Source organism: Ostreiculturibacter nitratireducens, assembly GCF_032670585.1.
Lineage (GTDB): Bacteria > Pseudomonadota > Alphaproteobacteria > Rhodobacterales > Rhodobacteraceae > Ostreiculturibacter > Ostreiculturibacter nitratireducens.
The window spans coordinates 868,217-886,296 of record NZ_JAVQHL010000002.1 but is presented as its reverse complement, the minus strand read 5'-3'; the positions used below and the strand labels follow the sequence as shown (position 1 = coordinate 886,296).

19 protein-coding genes are annotated in these 18,080 nt (G+C 65.8%); 11 read left to right on the top strand and 8 right to left on the bottom strand.

The features are described from left to right. The first annotated feature begins 4 nt into the window (after positions 1-4). Together ABCN56_RS11655 and murJ are read left to right on the top strand one after the other, a co-directional pair. On the top strand, positions 5-2,725 hold the full coding sequence (locus ABCN56_RS11655) for a [protein-PII] uridylyltransferase (RefSeq protein WP_343080962.1): 2,721 nt from the start codon (positions 5-7) through the stop codon (positions 2,723-2,725). A gap of 1 nt (position 2,726) precedes the next feature. Then, positions 2,727-4,271: a murein biosynthesis integral membrane protein MurJ gene (murJ, locus tag ABCN56_RS11650; RefSeq protein ID WP_343080961.1), complete on the top strand. Its 1,545-nt coding sequence runs from the start codon at positions 2,727-2,729 to the stop codon at positions 4,269-4,271. On the opposite strand, the gene ABCN56_RS11645 is transcribed toward murJ, so the two are convergent. Further along, positions 4,262-4,948: a rhomboid family intramembrane serine protease gene (locus tag ABCN56_RS11645; protein ID WP_343080960.1), complete on the bottom strand. Its 687-nt coding sequence runs from the start codon at positions 4,946-4,948 to the stop codon at positions 4,262-4,264. The genes murJ and ABCN56_RS11645 overlap by 10 nt on opposite strands. 78 nt (positions 4,949-5,026) lie before the next feature. Here ABCN56_RS11645 and trpS point away from each other — a divergent pair, with 78 nt between their 5' ends. After that, the gene (gene trpS, locus ABCN56_RS11640) at positions 5,027-6,073 is read left to right on the top strand and encodes a tryptophan--tRNA ligase (RefSeq protein WP_343080959.1); all 1,047 of its coding nucleotides are present in this window, start codon (positions 5,027-5,029) and stop codon (positions 6,071-6,073) included. Between the two features lie 43 nt (positions 6,074-6,116). Here the strand turns inward: trpS and ABCN56_RS11635 are convergent, their stop codons facing one another. After that, entirely contained in the window at positions 6,117-6,692 is a 576-nt protein-coding gene (locus tag ABCN56_RS11635; protein WP_343080958.1) for a L,D-transpeptidase, read from the bottom strand. A 430-nt stretch (positions 6,693-7,122) separates the two neighbouring features. Between ABCN56_RS11635 and ABCN56_RS11630 the strand changes: the two genes are divergently transcribed. The 8 genes from ABCN56_RS11630 (at position 7,123) to ABCN56_RS11595 (ending at position 13,009) form a co-directional block, all read left to right on the top strand. Further along, positions 7,123-7,986 (top strand): branched-chain amino acid aminotransferase, encoded by an 864-nt coding sequence (locus ABCN56_RS11630; protein WP_343080957.1) that lies wholly within the window; start codon positions 7,123-7,125, stop codon positions 7,984-7,986. Between the two features lie 62 nt (positions 7,987-8,048). Beyond that, positions 8,049-8,504 carry a universal stress protein gene (locus tag ABCN56_RS11625; RefSeq protein WP_343080956.1) on the top strand — a complete coding sequence of 152 codons (456 nt, stop codon included), beginning with the start codon at positions 8,049-8,051 and terminating at the stop codon, positions 8,502-8,504. Between the two features lie 132 nt (positions 8,505-8,636). Then, positions 8,637-9,200 carry a NifU family protein gene (locus ABCN56_RS11620; protein ID WP_343080955.1) on the top strand — a complete coding sequence of 188 codons (564 nt, stop codon included), beginning with the start codon at positions 8,637-8,639 and terminating at the stop codon, positions 9,198-9,200. 15 nt (positions 9,201-9,215) lie between these two features. Continuing rightward, positions 9,216-9,866, top strand: coding sequence for a tRNA (adenosine(37)-N6)-threonylcarbamoyltransferase complex dimerization subunit type 1 TsaB (gene tsaB, locus ABCN56_RS11615; protein ID WP_343080954.1), 651 nt, complete (start codon positions 9,216-9,218; stop codon positions 9,864-9,866). Continuing rightward, entirely contained in the window at positions 9,863-10,294 is a 432-nt protein-coding gene (locus ABCN56_RS11610) for a GNAT family N-acetyltransferase (protein WP_343080953.1), read from the top strand. Before tsaB ends, ABCN56_RS11610 begins: the two co-directional genes overlap by 4 nt. A 132-nt stretch (positions 10,295-10,426) precedes the next feature. Next, a complete protein-coding gene (locus ABCN56_RS11605; protein WP_343080952.1) occupies positions 10,427-11,233 on the top strand; it encodes a purine-nucleoside phosphorylase in 807 nt (268 codons plus the stop codon). A gap of 106 nt (positions 11,234-11,339) precedes the next feature. Beyond that, entirely contained in the window at positions 11,340-12,254 is a 915-nt protein-coding gene (locus ABCN56_RS11600; protein WP_343080951.1) for a sulfite exporter TauE/SafE family protein, read from the top strand. After that, positions 12,254-13,009, top strand: coding sequence for a TIGR02186 family protein (locus ABCN56_RS11595; protein ID WP_343080950.1), 756 nt, complete (start codon positions 12,254-12,256; stop codon positions 13,007-13,009). The genes ABCN56_RS11600 and ABCN56_RS11595 overlap by 1 nt, the downstream gene beginning before the upstream one ends. Before the next feature lie 4 nt (positions 13,010-13,013). On the opposite strand, the gene ABCN56_RS11590 is transcribed toward ABCN56_RS11595, so the two are convergent. The 6 genes from ABCN56_RS11590 to ccrA all read right to left on the bottom strand — a co-directional run bounded on the left by ABCN56_RS11590 (position 13,014) and on the right by ccrA (position 18,009). Beyond that, a complete protein-coding gene (locus ABCN56_RS11590) occupies positions 13,014-13,745 on the bottom strand; it encodes an SDR family oxidoreductase (protein WP_343080949.1) in 732 nt (243 codons plus the stop codon). A 1-nt stretch (position 13,746) separates the two neighbouring features. After that, positions 13,747-13,983 (bottom strand): Lrp/AsnC ligand binding domain-containing protein, encoded by a 237-nt coding sequence (locus tag ABCN56_RS11585; protein WP_343080948.1) that lies wholly within the window; start codon positions 13,981-13,983, stop codon positions 13,747-13,749. A gap of 73 nt (positions 13,984-14,056) precedes the next feature. Further along, positions 14,057-15,580 (bottom strand): ATP-dependent DNA helicase, encoded by a 1,524-nt coding sequence (locus tag ABCN56_RS11580; RefSeq protein WP_343080947.1) that lies wholly within the window; start codon positions 15,578-15,580, stop codon positions 14,057-14,059. A gap of 65 nt (positions 15,581-15,645) precedes the next feature. Then, positions 15,646-16,359: a helix-turn-helix transcriptional regulator gene (locus ABCN56_RS11575; RefSeq protein WP_343080946.1), complete on the bottom strand. Its 714-nt coding sequence runs from the start codon at positions 16,357-16,359 to the stop codon at positions 15,646-15,648. Next, a complete protein-coding gene (locus tag ABCN56_RS11570; protein WP_343080945.1) occupies positions 16,304-16,522 on the bottom strand; it encodes a hypothetical protein in 219 nt (72 codons plus the stop codon). The genes ABCN56_RS11575 and ABCN56_RS11570 overlap by 56 nt, the downstream gene beginning before the upstream one ends. Positions 16,523-16,716: 194 nt before the next feature. Then, a complete protein-coding gene (gene ccrA / locus ABCN56_RS11565; RefSeq protein ID WP_343080944.1) occupies positions 16,717-18,009 on the bottom strand; it encodes a crotonyl-CoA carboxylase/reductase in 1,293 nt (430 codons plus the stop codon). Positions 18,010-18,080: the final 71 nt, after the last annotated feature.

The window sequence follows — 18,080 nt, the reverse complement described above, 5'->3', positions numbered from 1 at the left end:
CGCGATGGACCTGCCGCTGACCGAAGGATTGGATGGCCGGCTTCGGGCAGCTCTCGAAGGGCTGTCCGATACCAAGGACGTCCGCGCCGCCGCCGTCCGCGTGCTGGCAGACCACCGCCGCGAGGGTCTGGCCCGTATCGAGGTCGCTTTCCTGAAGCACCCGCGAAGCGCCCGCGAAACCGTGGAGGCGATTGCCGCCCTGACGGACGAGGTCGTCACCGGCGCGTTCACCGTCGCCACGAGCGATCTCCACCCACTGCCGACGCCGACGGAGGCGGAACGACTCAGCGTTCTTGCCGTCGGCGGTTATGGTCGGGCGGAGATGGCGCCACAATCGGACGTGGACCTGCTGTTCCTCACGCCCTGGAAGATCACGCCCTGGGCCGAGAGCGTCATCGAATCGATGCTCTACATCCTGTGGGACCTGAAGCTGAAGGTCGGGCATTCGAGCCGGACCGTTGGCGACTGCCTCAGGCTCGGCCGAGAGGACATGACGATCCGCACCGCGCTTCTGGAACACCGCTTCGTCGCCGGGGACGCGGAGCTTGCGAGCGAGTTGCGCGGCCGCCTCCGTTCCGAGCTTTTCAAGGGCACCGGCCCGGAATTCATCGAAGCGAAGCTCTCGGAGCGGGCCGAACGGCACAAGCGCCAAGGCGGACAGCGCTACGTCCTCGAACCCAACGTCAAGGAGGGCAAGGGCGGCCTTCGGGACCTCCAGACGCTCTACTGGATCGCGAAATACATCCACGGCGTGAAGCGCGCCGCCGAACTCGTGGGCATCGGCGTCTTCACGCAGGAGGAACATCAGAGCTTCCACCAGGCAGAGGATTTCCTCTGGGCGGTGCGCTGCCATCTGCACCTGATCACCGGGCGCCCAATGGATCAGCTGACCTTCGACATGCAGGTCGAGGTGGCGGCGCGGATGGGCTACGTCGACAAGGGCGGTCGCCGCGCGGTCGAGCATTTCATGCAGGACTATTTCCGGCATGCGACGCACGTCGGGGAACTCACCCGCATCTTCCTGACCGCGCTCGAAGCGCGCCACCTGATGCGCGAGACGATGCTGCAGCGAATCCTGCGCCGCCGCTCCCGCGTCCGGCCAGGCTACCGGATCGAGCAGAACCGCCTGACGGTCGAGAATGGGGCGGAGTTCCTCACGGACAAGCTCAACATCCTGCGGATCTTCGAAGAGGGCCTGCGGACCGGCCTTCTCATCCACCCCGACGTGATGCGGCTCATCGCTGCGAACCTCGACGTCATCGACGACGACATGCGCGAGAACAGCGAGGCCGTGCGGATCTTCCTCGACCTGCTTCTGAAGCACGGGAACCCGGAACGCGCGCTGCGCCGGATGAACGAACTCGGGGTGCTTTCGGCATTCCTGCCGGAATTCGAGCCCGTCGTCGCGATGATGCAGTTCAACGTCTACCACCACTACACGGTGGACGAGCACATCATCCAATGCATCTCCGTCCTCGCCCAGATCGAGCGCGGCGAACTGGTGGAAGAACTACCCATCGCCAGTCGCATCCTGGAAGAGGGCGTGAACCGCAAGGTCATCTACGTCGCGCTTCTGCTGCACGACATCGGCAAGGGCCGACCGGAGGATCATTCCGTCCTGGGCTCGCAGATCGCGCGGCGGGTGGCGCCGCGCCTCGGGCTGACCGCCGAGGAATGCGAGACCGTCGAATGGCTGGTGCGTTACCACCTGCTGATGTCCGACATGGCCCAGAAACGGGACCTGTCCGACCCGCGGACGCTCAGGGACTTCGCCAAGGCGGTGAAGACGAAAAAGCGGCTCGACCTGCTGACCGTGCTCACGGTCTGCGACATCCGCGGCGTGGGTCCTGGGACATGGAACAACTGGAAGGCCATGCTGCTGCGCCGCCTCTACACGGAGACGGCAGAGGCGCTCGAGGCGGGGCTCGAAAGCATCAACCGGGAGAAGCGGGAGAACGAGGCGAAGCGGGCCTTCCGCGAGGCCATCGCGGACTGGGACCCGAAGGATCTCCGCCGCGAGACAGCGCGGCACTACGCGCCCTACTGGCAGGGTCTGTCGACCGAAACGCAGGTCGTCTTCGCCCATCTCCTGCGTGACCTTCCCGACGACGAGATCCGCATCGACATCAAGCCGGACCTCGACCGCGACGCGACGCGCGCCTGCTTCGCGCTGGCGGACCACCCGGGCATCTTCTCGCGCCTCGCCGGCGCCCTCGCGCTTGTCGGCGCGAACGTCGTGGACGCGCGCACCTATACCTCGAAGGACGGCTACGCCACCGCGGTGTTCTGGATCCAGGACGCCGACGGCCACCCCTACGAATCCGACCGGATCCCGAAGCTGCGCTCGATGATCGGCAAGACGCTGAAGGGCGAGGTAGTTGCCCGCGAGGCGCTCAAGGACCGAGACAAGATCAAGAAGCGGGAACGACAGTTCACCTTCCCTACATCGATCACCTTCGACAACGAGGGCTCGGAGATCTACACGATCATCGAGGTCGATACCCGTGACCGTCCGGCGCTGCTTTACGACCTCACCCGGACGCTCGCCAACAACAACATCTACATCGCCTCGGCCGTGATCGCGACCTTCGGGGCGCAGGTCGTGGACACGTTCTACGTCAAGGACATGTTCGGCCTGAAACTGCACGCGAAATCGCGGCAGGAGGCGCTGGAGAAGAAACTGCGCCAAGCGATCGCCGAAGGGGCAGAGAGGGCAAGGGCCTGAGATGCAGCCGATCCGTCTGATACGCGGGTTCCTCACCGTGGGGGCCTGGACGCTGGCGAGTCGGATCGCGGGTTTCATCCGCGACGTCCTCATCGCCGCCTACCTCGGCACGGGGCCGGTGGCGGAGGCGTTCCTCGTGGCCTTCTCGCTGCCGAACATGTTCCGCCGCTTCTTCGCCGAAGGGGCCTTCAACACCGCCTTCGTTCCGCTTTTCGCCAAGAAGCTCGAAGCCGAAGAGGATGCGAAGGGCTTCGCCGAGGATGCGTTTTCGGGGCTCGCCTCGACGGTGCTCGTCTTCTCGGTGGTCGCGATGGTGGCCATGCCCTGGCTCGTCCTCGCCATGGCTGCGGGCTTCGCCGGCGACGAAAGGCTGCCGCTCGCGGTCCTCTATGGCCGCATCTGCTTTCCCTACATCCTGTTCATCTCGCTGACGGCGCTTCTGTCAGGTCTCCTGAACGCCGGCGGGCGGTTCGTCGCGGCGGCGGGCGCGCCGGTGCTTCTCAACGCGATCTTCATCGCGGCGATGGTGCTGGCGCAGCATCTCGGCTGGGACATGGGGCTGACGCTCGCCTGGGCGACGCCGCTGACCGGGGCGGCACAACTCGCGCTGGTCTGGTTCGCGGCGGCGCGGATGGGCTTCGCTCTGCGCCTGAAGCGCCCCCGCATGACGCCCGAGCTCCGCCGGCTTCTGAAGATCGCAGGGCCGGCGGTTCTGGCCGGCGGCGTGGTGCAGATCAACCTTCTTGTCGGCCGGCAGGTCGGCAGCTTCTTCGAGGGCGCGATCGCCTGGCTGAACTACGCGGACCGCCTTTATCAGCTTCCGCTCGGCGTGGTCGGCATCGCCATCGGGATCGTGCTCCTGCCCGACATATCGCGGCGACTGAAGGCCAACGACATCGGCGGCAGCCGCCACGCCCTGAGCCGCGCGACCGAGTTCGCTCTGTTCCTGACGGTGCCCGCCGCCGTCGCGCTCGTTGTGATCCCGGTTCCGCTGATCACCGTCCTCTTCGAGCGCGGCGCGTTCGGGCCTTCGGACACCCTGCCCACCGCCCTTACGCTCGCCGTCTACGGACTTGGCCTACCGGCCTTCGTCTTGCAGAAAGTTCTGCAACCCCTCTATTTCGCGCGGGAGGACACGGCGACGCCATTCCGTTTCGCGGTGCATTCGATGGTCGTGAACGCGGTCATCGCCATCGGTCTCGCCCCCTTCATAGGCTTCATCGCCGCCGCATGGGGCACGACGCTCGCCGGATGGGCGATGGTCGCGCAGCTCTGGTGGGGAACGCGGCACATGGGGGAAGCCGCGCGAACGGACGCGAGGCTTCACGGGCGCCTGCCCCGAATCGCCGGGGCTTCCGCCATCATGGGTCTCAGCCTCTGGTGGCTCACCTCGGCCTTCTCGGAGCCTCTCGCCCGTTCGGGCGACCGGGTCTGGGCGCTCGCCCTGCTGATCGTCGCGGGCTTCGTGGTCTATTTCGCCGCCGCCTACGCGCTCGGCGCTTTCCGGCTGGGTGACTTCCGTGCGGGCTTCCGGCGTCAGCGCTGACGGAGCCTCGCCACCACCGCCGTCCAGCCTCCGGGGCTGACGACGAAGGACAGCGCGAAACCCGCCACGAACCCGGCGAGGTCGGCGACCCAGTCGAGCCCGCCGCCGAACAGGAGACCGAAGACAAGCTTGATGCCCATCAGGAAGCCGATCAGCGTGAACGCGCGATAACGGTTCGCGTGCTCCGCCCCGAGCCGCGCCCACAGGATGAAGGTGAAGGCGCCTATCAGGCCATAGACGGCCGGATAGGCTCCGAACAACGGCACCCGAAGGTCGGGGATCGCGGAATAGGCAAGCGCGCCGACGATGGCCGACGTGAAGAAGACCGCGACGACGGCCCAGGCGCGGAAGACCTCGCCCACGAATTTGCCCAGGGCGAGGACGAAGACGCTGGCGAATACGGCGTGGGTCGTGCTGCCGTGCACGAAGAGATACGTCACGAACCGCGTCACGTGCTCTGCCGGCCACGCGCCGGTTTCGAGCATGTATTTCAGGATCTCCGGCGAGAAGGCGAAGCGCTGGAGCGCATCGAGCCGCCAGCCGACGGCGCCCGGTCCACCGACGAACCCCGACGCTCCCGCGGCGACGACGACCTCGACGGCCACCACCGGAATGAGCAGCGCCCAGACGACGGGAGGTATCTCGTTGAGCGGGGAGTTGTCGAAACCATCGCGCATCGCGCCTGCCTCTCGGTTGACCTTCCTTGCCTGCTTGCGATACGCGAGCGAGGCAGAATTTTCCAGACGGAGCCTTCTATGCAAGCCGCCGAAGTCAAAGCGGATCAGAACGCCGCCTTTGCCCCCCGGATCTTTTCCGGGATCCAGCCCTCTGGCGGGCTGACGCTCGGCAACTATCTCGGCGCGCTGAAGCGCTTCGTCGAAAAGCAGAACGAGGGGATCGAGACGATCTACTGCATCGTCGACCTCCACGCGATCACCGTCTGGCAGGACCCCGAGAAGCTTCGCCACGCCACACGCGAGGCGGCGGCGGCCTTCATCGCCGCGGGGATCGACCCGGTGCGCTCGGTCCTGTTCAACCAGAGCCAGGTCAGCGCCCATGCCGAGCTTGGCTGGATCTTCAACTGCGTCGCCCGGCTCGGCTGGATGAACCGGATGACACAGTTCAAGGACAAGGCCGGCAAGAACAGCGAAAACGCTTCGCTGGGCCTTTACGCCTATCCCTCGCTGATGGCGGCGGACATCCTTCTTTACCACGCGACGATGGTGCCCGTGGGCGAGGACCAGAAGCAGCACGTCGAACTGACCCGCGACATCGCGGCCAAGTTCAACCACGATTACAAGGTCGACTTCTTCCCGGTGCCGGAACCCGTGATCGAGGGGGCCGCTACGCGCGTGATGTCGCTGCGCGACGGGACCAAAAAGATGTCGAAGTCCGACCCGTCGGACCAGAGCCGGATCAACCTCACCGACAGCGCCGACGCGATCGCGCAGAAGATCCGGAAGGCGCGCACCGATCCGGAGCCGCTGCCCGACAACATCGACGGCCTGAAGGACCGGCCCGAGGCGCGCAACCTCGTCAACATCTACGCGGCGCTTTCGGGCGAAACCGCCGAGGCGGTCATCGCGCAGTTCGCGGGCCAGGGCTTCGGGGCGTTCAAGCCGGCGCTCGCGGACCTCGCCGTGGCGAAGCTAGAACCGATCACGACGGAGATGACCCGGCTCATGGCGGACCCGGCAGAGATCGACCGCATCCTCGGCGACGGCGCGCGGCGGGCGGACGAGATCGCCCAGCCGATCCTCGCGCGGACGCTCGACATAATGGGCATGATCCGCTCGCGCTGAAATGTCCCGCGGCCCGACCCGCGGGACACAAGTCAGCGCACGGTCAGATGAGCCGGACCTGAGTGCCAATCTTCGCCAGTGCGAAGAGTTCGGCGATGTCTTCGTTGTAGAGCCCTATACAGCCATCGGAGGAACGTCGCCCGATCTTGCGGGTGTCGTGCGTGCCATGGACACGGTAGTACTGCCAGGACAGGTAGAGAGCATGGGTCCCAAGTGGGTTGCGGGGTCCAGGTTCGACGACCGCGGGCAGTGTCGGGTCGCGCTCCCTCATCGACGGCGTAGGGCGCCACGTCGGTCCTACGACCTTCCGCACAACTTCCGTAATGCCACGGCGTGTCAGTTCCTCGGATATCGGCACTGATGACGGCCAGAGCCGGTAGATGCTGCCATCTTCCGACCAGAAGTGAACGGCCCGCGAGACGGTGTCCGCAAGGATCGCGCCATTCCGAAGGGACGGGAAGTGATCCCGCCAGTCGAGCGTCCGAAAGCTAGAGATGTTCTGGCGCGCGCCGGCCTCTTCCTGCGCGCGGTCGCTCGCATGCATGATCGTCGGCGCCGAAAACGCCGCGATTCCGGCGGCGGCGCCCAGGATGGTGCGGCGCCGGTTGATTGTGGTCATTTCTCGTTTCCCCGTTGCACTTCGTGTTCGCTCCGAGAGAATCCTGGGCCCGAACTCACATTTCAAATCACGAATGTGTTTTCTTGCGCGTCAAACGGCCCGATTGTCGCAAATCGGAATCATAGCCGCCCTATCCTGACGCCGTTCCGGTGCGCAGTCCCGTTCCGGAACGCGCACAGGGGCCGCCCTTCTTCCCTTCCCCAAGCGCCGCGCCTGGCTGCCCTGCCGGCTCGGCACGGTCCCCTGTCACTCGGTGGAAATGCAGGCAAGCATGCCTCCGCCAGCCCCCGGTTCCGCAACCGGGGGTCTTTTTTTCGCAGGCCCTTCCTCATTTCCCGAACGAAGGCCCCGCTCGCGTTGCGCGCCAAGCAGGCTGGACCCGCTGCTTCGCGGGTGATTAACTCCGCCTCGCGCAAGCTTGGAGGACAGAATGGCCACCGGGACCAACATCCGCACCTATTATGACGGGCGCTGGCATGACGGCGACGTGCCGATCATGCGCGCGGCCGATCATGGAAGCTGGCTCGGCACGACGGTATTCGACGGGGGTCGCTACTTCGAAGGGATCGCCCCGGACCTCGACAAGCACCTCGCTCGCGTCAACCGCTCGGCCGAGGCGCTGATGATCACGCCGACCGTATCGGCCGAGGACATGATCGAAATCGTCTGGGAAGGATTGCGCCGTTACCCAAAGGGAACCGCCGTCTACATCCGCCCGATGTACTGGGCGCTCGATGGCGACGAGCTTGGCGTGGTGCCGAAGCTCGACGCGACCGGTTTTGCCCTTTGCCTGGAAGAGATCCCGATGGCGCCGCCCGAGGCGTCCACGACGCTCACGACGACACGCTTCCGTCGCCCGGTCCTGGAGAACGCGGTGACGAACGCCAAGGCAGGGTGCCTTTATCCGAACAACGCGCGGATGCTGAGCGAGGCGCGCTCGAAAGGTTACGGCAACGCGCTGGTGGCGGACGCGATGGGCAACGTGGCGGAAAGTGCTACGGCCAATGTCTTCATGGTGAAGGACGGGGAAATCTTCACCCCGATCCCGAACGGCACGTTCCTCGCCGGGATCACGCGCTCGCGTCACATCGAGAACCTCCGTGCGGACGGTGCCAGGGTGCACGAGACGGTCCTCACCTTCGACGACTTCCGCAGCGCGGATGAGGTCTTCCTTTCGGGGAACATGTCCAAGGTCACCCCGGTCAAGGAATTCGACGGCACGCACTACCAGGTTGGGCCGGTGACGAAGCGCGTGCGGGAGCTGTATTGGGACTGGGCCCATTCGAAAGCCTGACCTCCGCACTTGCCAGCCATGCGCCGCTCGGCCATGATCCGCGTCCAGAACCGGGGGATGAAATGCGCAAGTTTCTGGTCGTGCTCGACGAAAGCCGGGAGTGCCTCAACGCGATGCGATTTGCAGCGCTCAGGGCCTCTCATACGGGGGCCGGGGTGACGATCCTGTCGGTGATCCCGCCCGAGGAATTCCAGCACTGGATCGGGGTCGCGGACATCATGCGCGCGGAGGCGCGGGAGCGGATCGAAGCGCATTTCGAAGTCTTCGCGAAATGGATGCGCGACAAGCAGGGAATCGATCCGGAACTGGTGATCCGCGAAGGCGAACCGGTGACGGAGATCTTCGCCCAGGTCCGCGAGGATCCCGAGATCGGCGTGCTGGTTCTGGGCGCGGGGACCGAAAAATCGGGGCCAGGGCCGCTGGTCACGCAACTGTCGCGGAATTCCGGCAGCCTGCCCATTCCGATCACGATCGTGCCGGGAGAGATGTCGAAGGAACGGCTCGAGGAAATCACCTGAGCCCTTTCCCGGCGTGTTCGCGCCGTTCTGGCCGGGGTGAGGCAAAGATGGGCGCCAAAATCTAGAATCGTTCTAATTCTTGACTTGGACGACCTCGGGGCGCATATCGAGGGACATAACGGAGACGTGCCCATGTTCATTCAGACCGAATCCACGCCCAACCCCGCAACGCTCAAGTTCCTGCCCGGGCAGGAAGTGCTGGCGGCGGGCACGGCGGACTTCCCCAATGCCGATGCTGCGGCGAATTCGCCGCTGGCGCAGCGCATCTTCGCCGTATCGGGCGTGACGGGGGTCTTCTTCGGCACCGATTTTGTCACGGTGACCAAGGCTGAGAGCATTGCCTGGGAACACCTCAAACCGGCGATCCTCGGCGCGATCATGGAGCATTTCCAGTCCGGCCAGCCGGTCATGGAAGGAGAAGCCTCTGCGGCTTCGGGTCATGCCGCGCATGACGGCCCCGATGCCGAGATCGTGAAACAGATCAAGGAACTCCTGGACACGCGGGTGCGCCCCGCAGTGGCGCAGGACGGGGGCGACATCACCTTCCACGGCTTCGACCGCGGCATCGTCTACCTGCACATGCAGGGCGCCTGCGCTGGTTGCCCCTCTTCGACGCTGACGCTGAAGATGGGGATCGAGAACCTGCTGCGCCACTACATCCCCGAGGTCATCGAGGTTCGGCCCGTCGCGGCCTGACGGACACGCGACGGAATGCTTGCGACCGGGCCGCTGATCCTTGGCTTCGACACGTCGGCCGCGCATTGCGCGGCCGCTTTGCTGTCCGCTGACACCATCCTCGCCCGTCGCGACGAGGAGATGGGCAAGGGCCAGGCGGAGCGGCTTTTCCCGATGCTGGAAGAAGTGCTGGCCGAGGCCGGTGCCGCCTGGAGCGATCTCGACGCACTCGGCGTCGGAACGGGTCCGGGGAATTTCACGGGCGTTCGCATAGCGGTGGCCGCGGCACGTGGCCTCGCCCTGTCCCTGCGCATTCCGGCCGTGGGCGTGACGACGCTGGAGGCCGCGGCCTTCGGGCTCGCGCGTCCGGTGACGGCGGTGCTCGACGCGCGTCGGGGCGATGTCTATGCGCAAAGTTTCGAAGGTGGCGCGCCGCGGCTGATGGCGGCCGAAGCGCTCGCGGCTGAGCTGGCGCCGGGCGCCGTTCTGGTGGGGTCGGCGGCAGGGCCAATCGCCGCGCTCTGCGACGGGCTCATCATGCAACCGGCGGTGCCGATCGCGGAAGCTGTCGCGCGGGTCGCCTGCGAGAAATTTTCCGGGCCAGTGCTGCCCCGACCCGCGCCGCTCTACCTCCGCGCCGCAGACGCCGCGCTGCCGTCGGAGCCACCGCCGGTGATCCTGCCGTGAGCCCGGAAGACCTGGCCGCGCTCCATTCCCGCTGCTTCACGGCACCGCGCCCCTGGGGCGCCGGGGAATTCGCCTCTCTCCTCTCCCAGCCTTCCGTGTTTCTCCTGGAGGAGGGGCAAGGTTTCATCCTCGGGCGCGTCGTCGCGGGCGAGGCCGAACTCCTGACGCTGGCGGTCGCGCCCGAGGCGCGCCGGCGCGGGCTTGGACGTGCGCTTCTGTCGCGGTTCGACGAAACGGCACGAACGCGCGGCGCCGAAGACGCCTTCCTCGAGGTGGCGGAGAACAACGCGGCGGCCCGCGCTCTCTACGCCGCTGCGGGGTGGAAACCGGCAGGGCGGCGTCGCGGTTACGTGACAGGCCTGGACGGGCGATCGGTGGATGCGCTCGTCCTCGGGAAGCGGATCGCGCCGGTGCCGTCGGAAACCTGACCGTTTGCGTGGCTTCCGGCCGCGCGGACAAAGGTTCCGGTTTCCGCGCCGGAATCTCTGTCCTATGGTCGGACCGTGATCGTGCCGGCGTGCCTCGCCGGTCGATTCCACCGCGCGCTGGAGGGGTACGCCATGTCGAGGAGCGCTGAGGAACTGGTTGCCGCCATCCGCGAGCGTGCGGGGGCAGAGCCGGTGCGCCTGGGCCTGGTCCTCGGATCCGGGCTCGGTCATCTCGTCGACGCGGTCGAGGGCGTGGCAACAGACTATGCCGATCTCCCGGGGTTCCCGCATGCGGGCGTGTCCGGGCACAAGGCGAAGCTTGTGATCGGCCAGCTCGAGGGCGTCCGCGTCGCGGTCTTCGGAGGGCGAGAGCATTACTACGAGAACGGACGATCGGATGCGATGCGGCTGCCGCTCGAGGTGTTGAAAGCCTTGGGGGCCGAGGGACTGATCCTGACCAACGCGGCCGGGTCGCTCGATCCGGCAAATCCGCCGGGCGCGCTGATGATGCTGTCCGACCACATCGACTTCTCCGGCCGCAACCCGCTGATCGGGGAACCTTCGGAGGCGCGCTTCGTGCCGATGACGGAGGCACACGACCCGAAGATGCGCGCAGCGCTTCGATCGGCGGCCCTATCCGAGGGCGTGGATCTGGCAGAGGGTGTCTATGCCTGGTTCTCGGGCCCCTCCTTCGAAACGCCTGCCGAGATCCGCGCGGCGCGAATCCTCGGTGCGGATGCGGTCGGAATGTCGACGGTTCCGGAGGTTATTCTCGCCCGCTTCCTGGGACTTAACGTCGCAGCCATCTCGGTAATCACAAACATGGCGGCCGGGATGTCGGACGAAAAACTGAGCCACGAGCATACTAAAGCCATGGCGCCGCTGGGTGCCGGCAAGCTTGAACGCGTTCTCCGACGATATTTGCGTGATCTGGACTGATCCTCGCTGTCGATCTGGCACCAGGGGCTCTGTCCCCGCCATTTGACACAAGCCCCGTTTGGGGGGCATGACTTGCAACACTTCCTTCAGTTGGCGCCTGCTTTTCATGCAGATTTACCTGCCCATCGCCGAGGTTTCCGTGAATGCCTACCTGCTGTTCGGGCTGGGCGGCATCGTCGGCGTCCTGTCGGGCATGTTCGGCGTCGGCGGCGGCTTCCTCATCACGCCGCTTCTCTTCTTCATCGGCATCCCTCCACCCGTCGCCGTTGCGACCGGCGCGAACCAGGTCGTGGCGGCCTCGGTTTCCGGGGTGCTTGCGCATGTGAAGCGCAAGACCGTCGATTTCCGGATGGGCACGGTATTGCTCGTCGGGGGCCTCTTCGGCTCCGCGTTGGGCATCTGGGCCTTCAACGCCCTTAAGGCCCTCGGCCAGATCGACCTCGTGGTGCAGCTGTCCTACGTGCTGTTCCTCGGCCTGATCGGGCTTCTGATGCTGCAAGAGAGCATCCGCGCGCTCGGGCGCGCCCGTCGGTCAACGAAGCCGGTGAAACGGCACACGCACATCTGGGTGCACAACCTTCCGCTCAAGGTGAAGTTCCGCGCCTCAGGTCTCTACATCAGCGTGGTCCCGCCGCTTTTCGTCGGCATGTTCGTAGGTGTTCTCGCCGCGATCATGGGCGTCGGCGGCGGGTTCATCATGGTGCCGGCCATGATCTACCTGCTCGGCATGCCGACGAAGGTGGTCGTGGGCACGTCCCTGTTCCAGATCACCTTCGTGACCGCCTTCACGACGCTGATGCACGCGACGACGAACCGGTCGGTGGACCTCATGCTGGCGCTGCTCCTGATCCTTGGCGGCGTGCTGGGCGCCCAGCTCGGCACCCGGATCGGGGCGAGACTCAAGGCAGAGCAGCTCCGGATCCTCCTCGCGCTTCTCGTGCTCGCTGTCTGCGGCAAGCTCGCACTGGACCTGTTGCTGACGCCCGACGAACTCTATTCGCTGAGCGAGGGGCGCGCGTGATGTTGCGTATTCTCCTCGCCCTCCTCTGCCTCGCCCTGCCCGCCCGGGCAGAGGAGATCGTTGCGGGGCTGAGCCAGGACAGGATCGCGATCACGGCAAGCTTCGACGGCTCGGAGATACTCGTCTACGGCGCGGTCAAGCGGGACCGTCCGGTGCCACCGGGTGGCCCGCTTCAGGCCATCGTCACCGTCGAAGGACCCGCGCACCCGGTCACGGTCCGCCGCAAATCGCGCGTTGCGGGGATCTGGGTCAACACGGAGTCGGTCGATGTGGACCTTGCGCCGTCCTTCTACGCGGTCGCTTCGACGGGGCCGCTCAGGGACGTGCTGAGCCAGGTCGACGACCTGCGCTATTCGGTTTCCGTCCCCCGCGCGATCCGTTCCGTGGGCGCGCCGATGCAGATTCAGGACGCGCAGAGATTCAGCGAAGCGTTGATCCGTATCCGCACGGAAGAGGGGCGTTACTCCGACAAGCCGGGGAAGGTGGATCTGTCGGAGGACACGCTGCTGTTCACACGGTTCGAGCTGCCCGCGAACCTGATCGAGGGCGACTACAAGACGCGTATTTTCCTGACGCGGGATCGCGCGGTCGTCGACCTTTACGAGGCGGTGATCCACGTGCAGAAGGTCGGGCTCGAACGCTGGCTCTACATGCTTTCGCAGAACCAGCCGCTCGTTTACGGTCTTCTTTCGATCTTCCTGGCCGTCGCCGCCGGCTATGCGGCCTCGGCGGTCTTCCGGTTCCTCAGAAGCTGAGGCTTCAGCCCCGGCCAACGAAGGGCATCTTCGTCGCCATGATCGTCATGTTGAGGACGTTGGCCGAGAGGGGCAGCGAGGCCATGTTGAATACGCCGTCGGCGGCGTCCCCGACCTCCATCACCGGGTTCGGCTCCGCGCCAGCCGCGATCAGGCGGGCGTTGAGCGCATCCACCATCTCGGTCCGCGCATTGCCGATGTCGATCTGGCCGCAGGCGATGTCGAAGGGGCGGCCGTCCAGTGCGAGCGTCTTCGTGAGCCCCGTGATGGCGTGCTTCGTCGTCGTGTAGCAGACGGATCTCTCGCGTGGGGTATGGGCCGAGATCGAGCCGTTGTTGATGATCCGGCCGCCCTGCGGGTTCTGGCGCCGCATGCGTGAAAAGGCCGCGCGCGCAGCGATGAACATTCCCGTCAGGTTCACATCCAGGACCGATTTCCAGTCGGCGAGCGAAACCTCGTCGATCGTGACCTGCGGGCCGAAGCTGCCGGCGTTGTTGAAGAGCGCGTCGATCCGGCCGAATCTCTGCACCGCGGCGTCGAAGGCGGCTTCAATGGCCGTTTCGTCGGTGACATCGCAGGGCAGCGCCAGCGCATCGGAGCGGCCGGCGGCAAGCTCTTCGAGCTTTTCGGCGCGGCGGGCGATCAGCGCGACATTCCATCCGCCCCTCAGAAAGCGCAACGCGGTTGCGCGCCCGATGCCGGAACTCGCGCCGGTGATCACGATCGTCTTGGCCATGTCAGAACGCCTTGAAGGTCATTGTCGTAAGCGTTCGGCTGATGCCGGGGATGTCGAAAAGCTTCTCGGTCAGATAGTGGCCGATATCGACGTCGTCGGGCACGTAGATCTTCGCGATCAGGTCGTATTCCCCCGAGGTCGAATAGAGTTCGGACACTATCTCGCGGTCATAGATCGCGTCGGCGACCTCGTATGTCTTGCCGGGCTGGCAACGGAACTGGACGAAAACGCAGCGCATCTGGGCCTCCCTTTTGGGGCAGAGCCTAAGCCGTGCTTGCGGCTTCGGCCAGAGGGATGACGCCCGCCCGCGATCACTCCTCGGATTCCAGCGCAAGGGCGCTTGCGGCCTTTGGCAGGTCTTCGGTGGTCAGGGGCGCCTGCGGCAGGGCGAGGCGGTTGCGTGTGACCCAGAGGAGGCGCTTTTCGGCCCGCGTGATGGCGACGTAGGCAAGGCGTTTCCACAGGGGAATGCCGGCCTCGGTCCGGCCAGAACGGTAGGCGGCATAAAGGTCCGGGGCGAAGACCTGCACGTCCTCCCACTGCGAGCCCTGCGCCTTGTGGATCGTCACCGCCGCGCCGTGCAGGAAGGCCGCGCCCATGCGCGCCGCGTAGGGGATGAAGGGCTCCTCGGTGTCGGGAAGCTCGATCTTGATGATCGAAGCGGCGGAGAGGCGGGGGTCCTCCGCTCCGATGACGTGGAGGCGTGAGAAGCCGGGCTTCTTTCCGGGACCGAGGTAGATGACCTGCGCGCCCTTGATGAGGCCGCGCGCCTCGAGATCTATGCGCTTCTTGCGGTGTTTCAGGGGGAGTTCGATGCCATCGCAGATCAAGGGTTCCCCCGGCAGGAGCGCGTCCTCGGGCGCGCCGTAGGCTGCGCGGAAGGCCTGTATCAGCCGGATGCGGGTGGCGTTGCGCCAGACGAGCACCGGGGAGCGGGCCATGAGCCCGGCCTCCGCGCGCTCGGCCCAGACCACGCGGGGGTCGCGCCGCGCGGCGTCCTCCACCATGCGCTCGAACCCCTCGAAAGTCAGGCTCTCGTCGGCGAGCGCATGGGCAAGGTCGAGGATCGGATTATCCTCGGCCTGCCGGTGAATGCGATGGAGGATGAGCTTGCGCCCCTCCGACAGCTTGTCGAAGACCATGTGGCCGTGTTCACCCACCGGGGCGAGCTGGGCCGGATCGCCGAAAAGCACGAGGGTTGGGAAGATCTCCCGCAGGTCGTCGAACTGGCGCTCGTCGAGCATCGAGGATTCGTCCACGAACCCGATGTCGAGAGGTTCCTCGCGCCGTTTCCAGCCGAGGATGAAATCAGAGCCCCGGAGCCCGGCCGCCGCGAGCGCTCCGGGGATGGATTTCACTTGGTCGTAGAAGGCCTTGGCCCGGTCGAGAGCGACGTCGCTCAAATCCTCGACCACCGGGCGGTCGCCCTGCCCCGCCAGCCACTCCGCGATCTTCTCGTATTCGGGATCGTAGACCGGAGTGTAGAGGATCCGGTGGATCGTCGTGGCCGGCACACCGCGGGAACGGAGCACCGACGCGGCCTTGTTCGTCGGGGCCAGGACTGCGAGCGTTCGGCGGTCCTTCCGGCGCCGGCCTTCATAGTCGCCCGAGATGACGTCCACCCCGGCCTCGTCCAGCGCCTTGGTGAGCGCGGCGAGCAGCATCGTCTTGCCCGATCCCGCCTTGCCGACTACGGCCATGACCGCGGGCTTGCCGGAGGCTTCCGGGGTAAGTTCGCCCTCGTCGATATCCACGCCCGCGCCGCGCAGCATGTCCGCGAGGCGGTCCCAGGCTTCGGCCTGGTCTTCCGAGAACTGGAGCGCAGGAAGCGACATGCGCGCGACCCTAGCGGCGGCGCCCGGGGGATGCCAGACGGATCAGCCGGCGGCGAGGAAGGAAATCAGACGACGAGAAGCCCGCGCGTCAGCGCGCAGGCAACCGCATGGGTCGTGTTCGCCGCGCCGAGCTTTCGGCGCGCGCTTTCGATGTAGACGCGGAGGGTGTGTTCGGAGATGCCGAGGCTCTCGGCCGCATGTGCGCGGGAATGGCCCGTTGCCAGCAGCGTGAGGACGTCGACCTCGCGCGGAGAAAGCGCCGTCGCGGGCAGAGGGTCCGGACCGCTTTCGATCTCGAGCGCCTTCTGGCTGACGAAATGCGCCACGAGGATGACGTCATCAATGTGCTGGCGCGTGTAGCTTTCCCAGAGGGCGTCAGGCGAACGGTGGCTGAGCGTGAAAAGCGCGAACTTGCCGTTCGGGCCCCGGATCGGCACGGACAGGCCCTGATTGCCGATGCCCTCCTCCAGCGCCTCCGCCAGGAAGGCGCGGACCTTCCGCGCCGACCAGTCGAGATGCTTCCAGTCCACCGCGCTGAAGCGGCCGAAGCAACCCTGCACCACGGGGTCGATGCGCGCGTAGCGCTGTTCGACATACCGTTCCACCCACCGGGAGGGATAGGTCAGCGCAGCATATGGACGGTCAGAGGGCATGGCAGAGTAGTAGACGAGGTGATCGACCCCGAACCGGTCGCGAAGCGCGAGGATCGTCGCCTGCAAATCCTCAAGCGTTGTCGTGCGCTGCAATGCCTCGATGACGGGTTCGAGCCGTTTGCGCATGTGCCTCCGTCTGCCGCGCCGGCGGTTTTTCGGAAAGCTGCGCGATCTCTTCCGCGGCAAGCAGGCTTGCGTCATCCAGTCGCTCCGCCAGGTCTGGCAGACCATTGGCGGCGGCGAAGGACCTTAGGTCGTCCAGCACATCCAGAATCCAAGCGTAGGTCATTCGGGAACTCGCGTGAAGTGTGTTTTTTGTCGTTATACAATCAGAACGTGAACATCTTCCGCACGGTTCGGCAGAATTTCAATTCCCCGAAAATGGCGGGGGCAGGCCAGTCGAATGTCGGATTCCCGCTAGGTCAAAAAAAAGCCGCCCGTGCCGCGGAACTCTGTCCCGGGCACGGGCGGCGGATCGGTGTCTCAGCGGTTCGGACCGGCTTCCAGCGCGTCCTCGAAAGTCCGGAGACCGGTGCGCGGCGACTGGACGAGCACGGCCATGTTGCCGGGCTTGTGTTCGTTCCGGCGCATCTTCATGTGCGCCGCCGGAATCTCCGCCCAGGGGAAGACCTCGGACATGCAGGGGTCGAGCCGGCGTTCGAGCATCAGCTTGTTCGCGGCCGAAGCCTGCTTGAGGTTGGCGAAGTGCGAACCCTGCACGCGCTTCTGGTGCATCCAGAGGTAACGAGCGTCCATCGTCAGGTTGTAGCCCGTCGTGCCGGCGCAGATCACGACCATGCCGCCCCGCTTCACCACGAAGACCGAAACCGGGATGGTCGCCTCACCGGGGTGTTCGAAGACCATGTCGACGTTCACGCCCTTGCCGGTGATGTCCCAGATCGCCTTGCCGAACTTGCGGACCTCGGCGAACCATTCCTTGTATTCGGGCGTGTTCACCGTGGGCATCTGGCCCCAGCACTTGAAGTCCTTGCGGTTGATCACTCCCTTGGCGCCGAGGCTCATCACGAAGTCCCGCTTGTTCTCTTCCGAGATCACGCCGATGGCGTTCCCGCCGGCTGCATTGATGAGCTGGATCGCATAGGAACCCAGACCGCCCGACGCGCCCCAGACGAGGACATTGTCGCCGGGCTTCAGGATGTGCGGGCGGTGGCCGAAGAGCATCCGGTAGGCGGTGGCCAGCGTCAGCGTGTAGCAGGCCGATTCTTCCCAGGTGAGGTGCTTCGGCCGGGCCATGAGCTGCTGCGCCTGGACACGGGTAAACTGGGCGAAGGAGCCGTCAGGCGTCTCGTAGCCCCAGATCCGCTGAGACGGCGAGAACATCGGGTCGCCACCGTTGCACTCTTCGTCGTCGCCGTCGTCCTGATTGCAGTGGATCACGACCTCGTCGCCGACCTTCCAGCGCTTCACCTTGTCGCCGACCTTCCAGACGATTCCGGAGGCGTCGGAGCCCGCGATGTGATAGGGCGCGCCGTGGCCGTCGAAGGGCGAGATCGGCGTGCCGAGGGCCGCCCAGACGCCGTTGTAGTTCACGCCCGCGGCCATCACGAGGACCAGCACCTCGTGACTGTCGATCTCGGGCGTTTCGACGACCTCGACCTGCATCGCCTTGTCGGGTTCGCCATGACGCTCGCGGCGGATCGCCCAAGCATACATCTGCTTCGGCACATGGCCGAGGGGCGGCATCTCGCCCATTTCGTAGAGGTCTTTGACCGGCGCGTCATAGGCGACGATATCGGTGTTCACATCGAGAGCCATGGGTGCCTCCGTGCTGGCCTGATTATGCCGCGCCGCAGAATCGGAGCGGGGTTCCAGCTTGGGATAGAGAT